8 protein-coding genes are annotated in these 5,832 nt (G+C 69.4%); 3 read left to right on the top strand and 5 right to left on the bottom strand.

What is annotated here, in order from left to right; translation table 11 throughout:
• The first annotated feature begins 110 nt into the window (after positions 1 to 110).
• On the top strand, positions 111 to 401 hold the full coding sequence (locus AB0I23_RS40900) for an integrase core domain-containing protein (RefSeq protein WP_359118302.1): 291 nt from the start codon (positions 111 to 113) through the stop codon (positions 399 to 401).
• Between the two features lie 288 nt (positions 402 to 689).
• Here AB0I23_RS40900 and AB0I23_RS40905 read toward each other — a convergent pair whose 3' ends face one another.
• The 3 genes from AB0I23_RS40905 to AB0I23_RS40915 are packed head-to-tail and all read right to left on the bottom strand — an operon-like array spanning position 690 to position 3,326.
• Positions 690 to 1,535, bottom strand: a complete 846-nt coding sequence (locus AB0I23_RS40905; RefSeq protein WP_359118289.1) for a hypothetical protein — start codon at positions 1,533 to 1,535, stop codon at positions 690 to 692.
• Between the two features lie 11 nt (positions 1,536 to 1,546).
• Positions 1,547 to 2,374: an ABC transporter permease gene (locus AB0I23_RS40910; protein WP_359118290.1), complete on the bottom strand. Its 828-nt coding sequence runs from the start codon at positions 2,372 to 2,374 to the stop codon at positions 1,547 to 1,549.
• On the bottom strand, positions 2,367 to 3,326 hold the full coding sequence (locus AB0I23_RS40915; RefSeq protein WP_359118292.1) for an ABC transporter ATP-binding protein: 960 nt from the start codon (positions 3,324 to 3,326) through the stop codon (positions 2,367 to 2,369). Before AB0I23_RS40915 ends, AB0I23_RS40910 begins: the two co-directional genes overlap by 8 nt.
• Before the next feature lie 60 nt (positions 3,327 to 3,386).
• Here AB0I23_RS40915 and AB0I23_RS40920 point away from each other — a divergent pair, with 60 nt between their 5' ends.
• Together AB0I23_RS40920 and AB0I23_RS40925 are read left to right on the top strand one after the other, a co-directional pair.
• Positions 3,387 to 4,019, top strand: a complete 633-nt coding sequence (locus AB0I23_RS40920) for a TetR/AcrR family transcriptional regulator (protein WP_359118294.1) — start codon at positions 3,387 to 3,389, stop codon at positions 4,017 to 4,019.
• Between the two features lie 25 nt (positions 4,020 to 4,044).
• Positions 4,045 to 4,506, top strand: coding sequence for an SAM-dependent methyltransferase (locus AB0I23_RS40925; RefSeq protein WP_359118296.1), 462 nt, complete (start codon positions 4,045 to 4,047; stop codon positions 4,504 to 4,506).
• 222 nt (positions 4,507 to 4,728) lie between these two features.
• Here the strand turns inward: AB0I23_RS40925 and AB0I23_RS40930 are convergent, their stop codons facing one another.
• Positions 4,729 to 4,986, bottom strand: coding sequence for a hypothetical protein (locus AB0I23_RS40930; protein WP_359118298.1), 258 nt, complete (start codon positions 4,984 to 4,986; stop codon positions 4,729 to 4,731).
• The gene (locus AB0I23_RS40935) at positions 4,983 to 5,423 is read right to left on the bottom strand and encodes a hypothetical protein (RefSeq protein ID WP_359118300.1); all 441 of its coding nucleotides are present in this window, start codon (positions 5,421 to 5,423) and stop codon (positions 4,983 to 4,985) included. The genes AB0I23_RS40930 and AB0I23_RS40935 overlap by 4 nt, the downstream gene beginning before the upstream one ends.
• Between the last annotated feature and the right edge of the window lie 409 nt (positions 5,424 to 5,832).

Below are 5,832 nucleotides of genomic sequence, written 5' to 3' on the forward strand. Positions count from 1 at the left end.
TGGACCGGACACGACCAGCACCACACCCGCAGCAGCCGCCTCGAACACCTCGCCTACCGGCTCACGGCCTGACCCCGGAATTGCGCAGCAGAGTCGACGGCATCGAGGCCGTGTGGACCGCGCCGCGGGCTCCTCGGATGAACGCGCACTGTGAACGGGTCGTCGGAACCCTTCGGCGTGAAGTCCTCGACCACCTGCTGATCTGGAACGAGACCCATGCCCGCCAGGTCCTGGACGCCTACGCCCGACACTACAACTGCCATCGCCCACATCAGGCTCGGGGACGGCTTCCGCCCCTCGCGCAGGAGCACCCGGCACCTAAAACCGAGCTGACTACGCACCGAGTCCTCCGCCGCCGAGTACTCGGCGGCGTCATAAAGGAGTACGGGTACGCCGCCTGATCAGCGGCGACGAGTTTCCGAACGGCACAGGGTCCTCCGCGCCGGCGGAGTTCACGACGACATCGATGCCGTCGAGCGCCGCGCGGTAGCCGCCGTCCGGGCCGGCGCCGAGGTCGAGCACCCGGTCGGCGCGCCGGATCCCGCCCGGCCGTGTAGGCGGTGTCGCCGTGCGCCCGCAGGTCGGACGCGATGTGGGCGCCGACCGCGCCGTAGCCGGCGAGGACGAGGGCTTTCATGACTGCCTTCCAGTGGTGTCCATGTTCATGGAGAACCTTTCGGCCGGGCCGGTCAGTAACGGCCCAGAGTGCCGCGGCGCTTGGCGAGCCGCTCGAGGCGGGCGAAGAGCACGACGCCTGCGCCGAGGATGAGCAGTGGCTGCAGCAGCAGCCAGCCGAGCCCCCAGCCGCTGGGCAGGTCGGTCAGCCCATGCCCGGCGACCAGGTCGCGCGCTCCCTCGATGGCGGGGGCGATGGGCAGGAACAGCCGGCCCAGGGCCGCGGCCCAGTCGGGCATGGCGGTCAGCGGGACGAGGGTCCCGCCGCCGATGGCGTATACGGCGACCGACATCTGGGTGATGACCTCGATGCGCTTGAACACCAGCGTCAGGCCGCACAGCACGAGCGCGAGACCGCACGTGCCCGCCACCATCGCGATCAGCGGCACCAGCATCTGTACGTCGAACGGGACGGTCCCGCCCTGCACGGCGACCGTGACGACGCCGGTGGCCAGCACGGCCAGCGCGGTCGGCAGCGCCACCACCGCGGCGCCGAGCTGGCGGCCCAGGACGAGAGCGGCGGACGGTAGCCGGGTGAGATACGTCTGCTCCAGCACGCCGGACTGGATGTCGCCCAGGTAGCCCCAGAAGGAGCGGTTGATCTGCTCGTGGATGAAGGTCAGCGCCATCATGCCGAACAAGGTGGGCACCAGCAGCTCCGGCAGGAGCTCGCCACGGCCCATGAACAGGACGATGAGCAGGTAGAACACCGGGAACGTGATCATCTGGATGATGAGTTCGCGCCAGCCGGCCACCAGGCTCAGCATCGCCTTGTCGAATTCGGCCGCCACGCCGCCGGCGAAGGCGGCCGTGCGTCCGGGGGCCGGTGCGTGGACCGGCACGGTCAGTGAAGTGGTCATGGCGTGCCTCCTCAGTACTGTCCGACGCTGCCGTCGCGGACGGCGCGCCGGTGGTTGCGGACGAACAGGGCGGCGCCGGCGGCGGCGAGGGCCACGGTGTAGGCCAGGGACCACGGCAGGACGCCGTCGCTCCAGACCTCGGCCAGGGACGCCCCGTCGAACAGCACCTTCATCGTGGCCTCGAGGGACAGCGTGGTCGGCAGGAACCGGGCCACGCCTGCGAGCCAGTCCGGGTAGAGCGACAGGGGCATGAAGGAGCCGTTGAGCAGCAGCACCAGTGAGGTGAGCAGGGACTGGACCGCCGCGATCTGGGGGGATTTGAGGGCGACGGCGGCCAGCACGAAGGTGAACGACAGCACGTTGGCCACCACCAGCACGGCCGGCACCAGGGCCGACCAGCTGAGCGGGATCGTGATCCCGGCCACCAGCATCGGGACCAGCGCCGCGGAGGCCGCCACCAGCAGGCCGAACAGCGAGGCGGTGAGCAGGCGTCCGGTCATCAGCAGCCAGGGCGGAGCGGGCGACATCAGCGACTGCGCGAAGGTGCCGGTGCGCTTCTCCTCGATCAGGTCGGCGACCATCACCAGCCCTGCGTACTGCAGGAACCAGTAGCCGCTGATGGCGACGAGGGTTTGCGGCAGCAGGTTCTGCCGCAGCTCGCCCTGGCCCATCACGAACTGCAGCCCGAGATACATCATCGTGCTGATCAGCAGCGCGATCACATGGCCGATGGGGTGCGCGATCTGGATGCGCAGCCCCTTGCCGATCTCGGCGGCCAGCAGGGACGCGTTCGCGCCGGGCGCCGGGCGCAGGCGCGCCACGGGGACGGTGTCAGACATGAGCCGGGGCCTCCCCCCGTACGAGGCTGAGGAAGACGTCCTCGAGTCCGGGCTGTGACTGGGTCACGGAGCGCAGCACCACATCGTGCGCCTGCAGCCGCGCGACCAGGTCATACACCTCTCGCGGATCCTTCACCCGCCCGGAGAGCGTGGTGGTGCCGTTCTGTGCGGCGACCTGGAAGCCGTCCGGCAGCGCCGCCTCGGGCAGCGTGCCCTCGACGCTGATCTCGTACAGGTCCCGCTGCCGGAAGCCGGCCAGCAGCTCGTCGGTGGGCCGGTCGGCCACGACCCGGCCGCTGCGGATCACCGCGACCCGGTCGCACAACTCCTCGGCCACATCGAGCTGGTGGGTGGTGAGCAGGATCGTCTTGCTGCGCTCCCGGGCGAGTCCGCGGATCCAGTCCTTTACGGTACGGGTGGCCTCTACGTCCAGGCCGAGGGTCGGCTCGTCCAGCAGCACGACCGCCGGATCGGCGATCAGGGCGGCGGCGATCGCCACCTTCTGCTGCATGCCGCGGGAGAAGCCGCCGACCTTGTCGTCTCGGCGCTCCCACAACCCCAGTGCGCCCAGGAGTTCTTGGGAGCGGGTGCGGGCGTCGGCCTTGCGCATGCCCTTGAGCCGCCCGAAGTACACCAGGTTCTGCCGGGCGGACAGATTCCAGTAGACGTTGCGCGAGCCCTCCAGCACCGCGCCGATCTGCGCCATCGCCGCGGGCCGCTCCCTGGCCACGTCGTGCCCGTGCAGCGCCGCGTGGCCGGCGGTCGGGGCCAGCAGCCCGGCCAGGATCTTGATCGTGGTCGTCTTGCCCGCGCCGTTGGGGCCGAGGAAGCCGAAGACGCAGCCGGCGTGGACATCGAGCGTGACGTCGTCGACGGCGGGCCTGTCCGACGCCGTTCCGTAAGTCTTCACCAGTCCGCGGATCTCGATCGCGGGAGGCGGGATGAGAGCCATAACTAGATTTCCTCTCTAGAGTTCGTCTCTAGTGACTGACTCTAGAGATAAAGTAATGCCATGGTTGATGTCAAGAAGGTGGACAAGAGGGCCGCGAAGTCCCGGCAGACGAGGCTGCGCATGCTGGACGCCGCACGGGAGCTGTTCGTGGAGCAGGGGTACGGGGTGACGACGCTGCAGGAGGTCGCCGACCGGGCCGGCGTGGCCGTGCAGACGATCTACTTCAAGTTCGGCAATAAGCGGACGCTGCTCAAAGAGGTGGTCGACACAGCAATCGCGGGTGATGACGAGCCGGTGGCGACGATGGAGCGCCCCTGGTTCCGCGAGACCCTGGACGCCGGCACGGCCGAGGGGCACCTGCGCGCCCATGTGGCGGGGACCCGGGCGATCCTGGACCGGGTGGCGCCGATCACCGAGATGCTGGCCGCCGCGTCAGCCATGGACCCCGAGGTCAAGTCGCTGTGGCCGCAGGGCGCCGACCCCCGCTACACCGTCCAGTCCGTGGCGGCCGAGGCGATGATGGCCAAACCCGGCGCCCGCGACGACGTGACGGCGGACTTCGCCGCCGATCTCCTCTACGGTCTGCTCAGCACCGAGCTCTACCTGCTCCTGGTCCGCGAACGCGGATGGTCACCCGAACGCTGGGAGCAGTGGGCATTCGACACCCTCCGCATTCAGCTCTGCGACGCCTGAACCCGATACCCGACAGGAGCGTTTCATGGACTTCACCGTCACGCCCATCGGCAGCGTCCACAACGACCGCACGGACGTCCAGATGACCGACAACTGGGGTGCCGTGCGCAGCACGATCCTCGTCGACGAGCGGTTCGGCGACGACTGCATGCAGGGACTGGCCGACTTCTCCCACGTCGACGTCTTCTACGTCTTCGACCGCCTGCCCGAGCGTGCGGAGTACAGCCCGCTGCCCTCCCGTGGCCGCTCCGACCTGCCGCCGGTGGGGGTCTTCGTCGATCACGGTCCACGCCGCCCCAACCGCCTCGGGATGACCACGTGTCCGATCGTCGCCGTCGAAGGCCGGAAGCTGACCGTGCTCGGCCTCGACGCTGTCGCGGGCACCCCGGTCGTCGATCTCAAGCCCACTATGGTCGAGTTCCAGCCCGTCGACGTCCGCCAGCCGGAGTGGGTGGGCCGCCTCATGGCGGAGTACTTCCTCCCGTAGCGGCGCCACCGCGCAGCTCCCTGCACCAGCACAGCACATCTTTCTGCTGGCCCGCGTCGACGACAGCTGGCGCATCGCCAACAAGGCGTATCACCGGCACTCTTGAGAGGCCACTCGGGTGTCAGCGTCGGTCTGCGGCTCGCGGGTGCCCCGTACCTGCGAAGGTGATCCAGCAAGTCTCCCGGACAGTATCGAGGAGGTACCAGATGCGGCCGCCGCCGGTCACCTCGATCTGCCATTGTTCGCAGGTCTGTCCGCGGTGGGTGCCATGTGCCAGACCCCCCTTAGGCGATGGTGGCGGGGTGTCTCGGTGGCCGGTCCGGGGGCGGTGCGCATGGTGACCCAGGCGCGGTAGGTGTTCTCGCGGGCCTGCTGGGCGAGGCTCTCCCAGCCCTTGGCCGAGGCGGCGTCAGCAAAGCGGACTTCCCAGTGGCCGTCCGGTGCCGGGGGCGCGGCACGGTCGCCGCGGCCCGCGGTCATGCGACGTCCCGAGGGTCCGGTACCGGGCCGTAGTCATCGCCGTGGTCCCTGGTCAGCGCGGCCAGCAGTTCGGGGTCGGAGTAGACCTCGGCGGTGTGCTGCCAGGCGATGAGCAACTGGGCGACGGAGGCGCTGTTGCCGAGTGAGTCGGCGGCGCGCATGGTGTCGACCAGTTCGACGGCGAAGGCGTGTAGATCGGCCTCGGGCAGGAAGCGCACCCAGGGGAAGGCGTCCGGCAGTATGTCGAGGAGCAGTTCCATACTGCCGGGCTCCCGGCGTGCCATCGCGGCCAGCATCCGGGTGGCTGCCGACACCACGGTCTGGTCCTGTTCGGCCCGCGCCGCGGTGGTGAGGATCAGATCCTCGCTGTCTCTGCGATGCAGGAGCAGTCTCGGCGTTTCCTGGAGCCGGGCCAGCGTCTGCTTGTTCTTGTTCACGTCCGCGTCGCCGCGCGGCGACGCGGACGATGGCGGCCAGGGACGTGGCTCCGCCGAGGACGACGACCAGGCACAGCGCGAGCAGGGAGCCCAGCGGTAGCGGCGGCCCCGGACCCGGCGGGGATCGGGTACATTGTCCGCGACCAGGCCCGCAAGCGCCGCCTGGTCGAAGCAGGCACCAAGATCGCGAACCTGGGCTACGGCGACGGTGACGCCGACGAGATCACCGACGCCGCCGGCATCGCGTTCAACGCTGCCGTGGCCGTCGACGAGAACACCGCTAGCTTCAATACCGTTCAGTTAGTGGACTCGGGTGGTGATACGGGGGCCGTGTTTGGGCTGGGGCCAGTGTGCGTGGTGGGAGCGTTTCGCGGCCCATTTCAGGACCTTGCGTTTGACGACTCGCGGG

The sequence above is a fragment of the Streptomyces atratus genome (assembly GCF_040655115.1).
Lineage (GTDB): Bacteria > Actinomycetota > Actinomycetes > Streptomycetales > Streptomycetaceae > Streptomyces > Streptomyces atratus_D.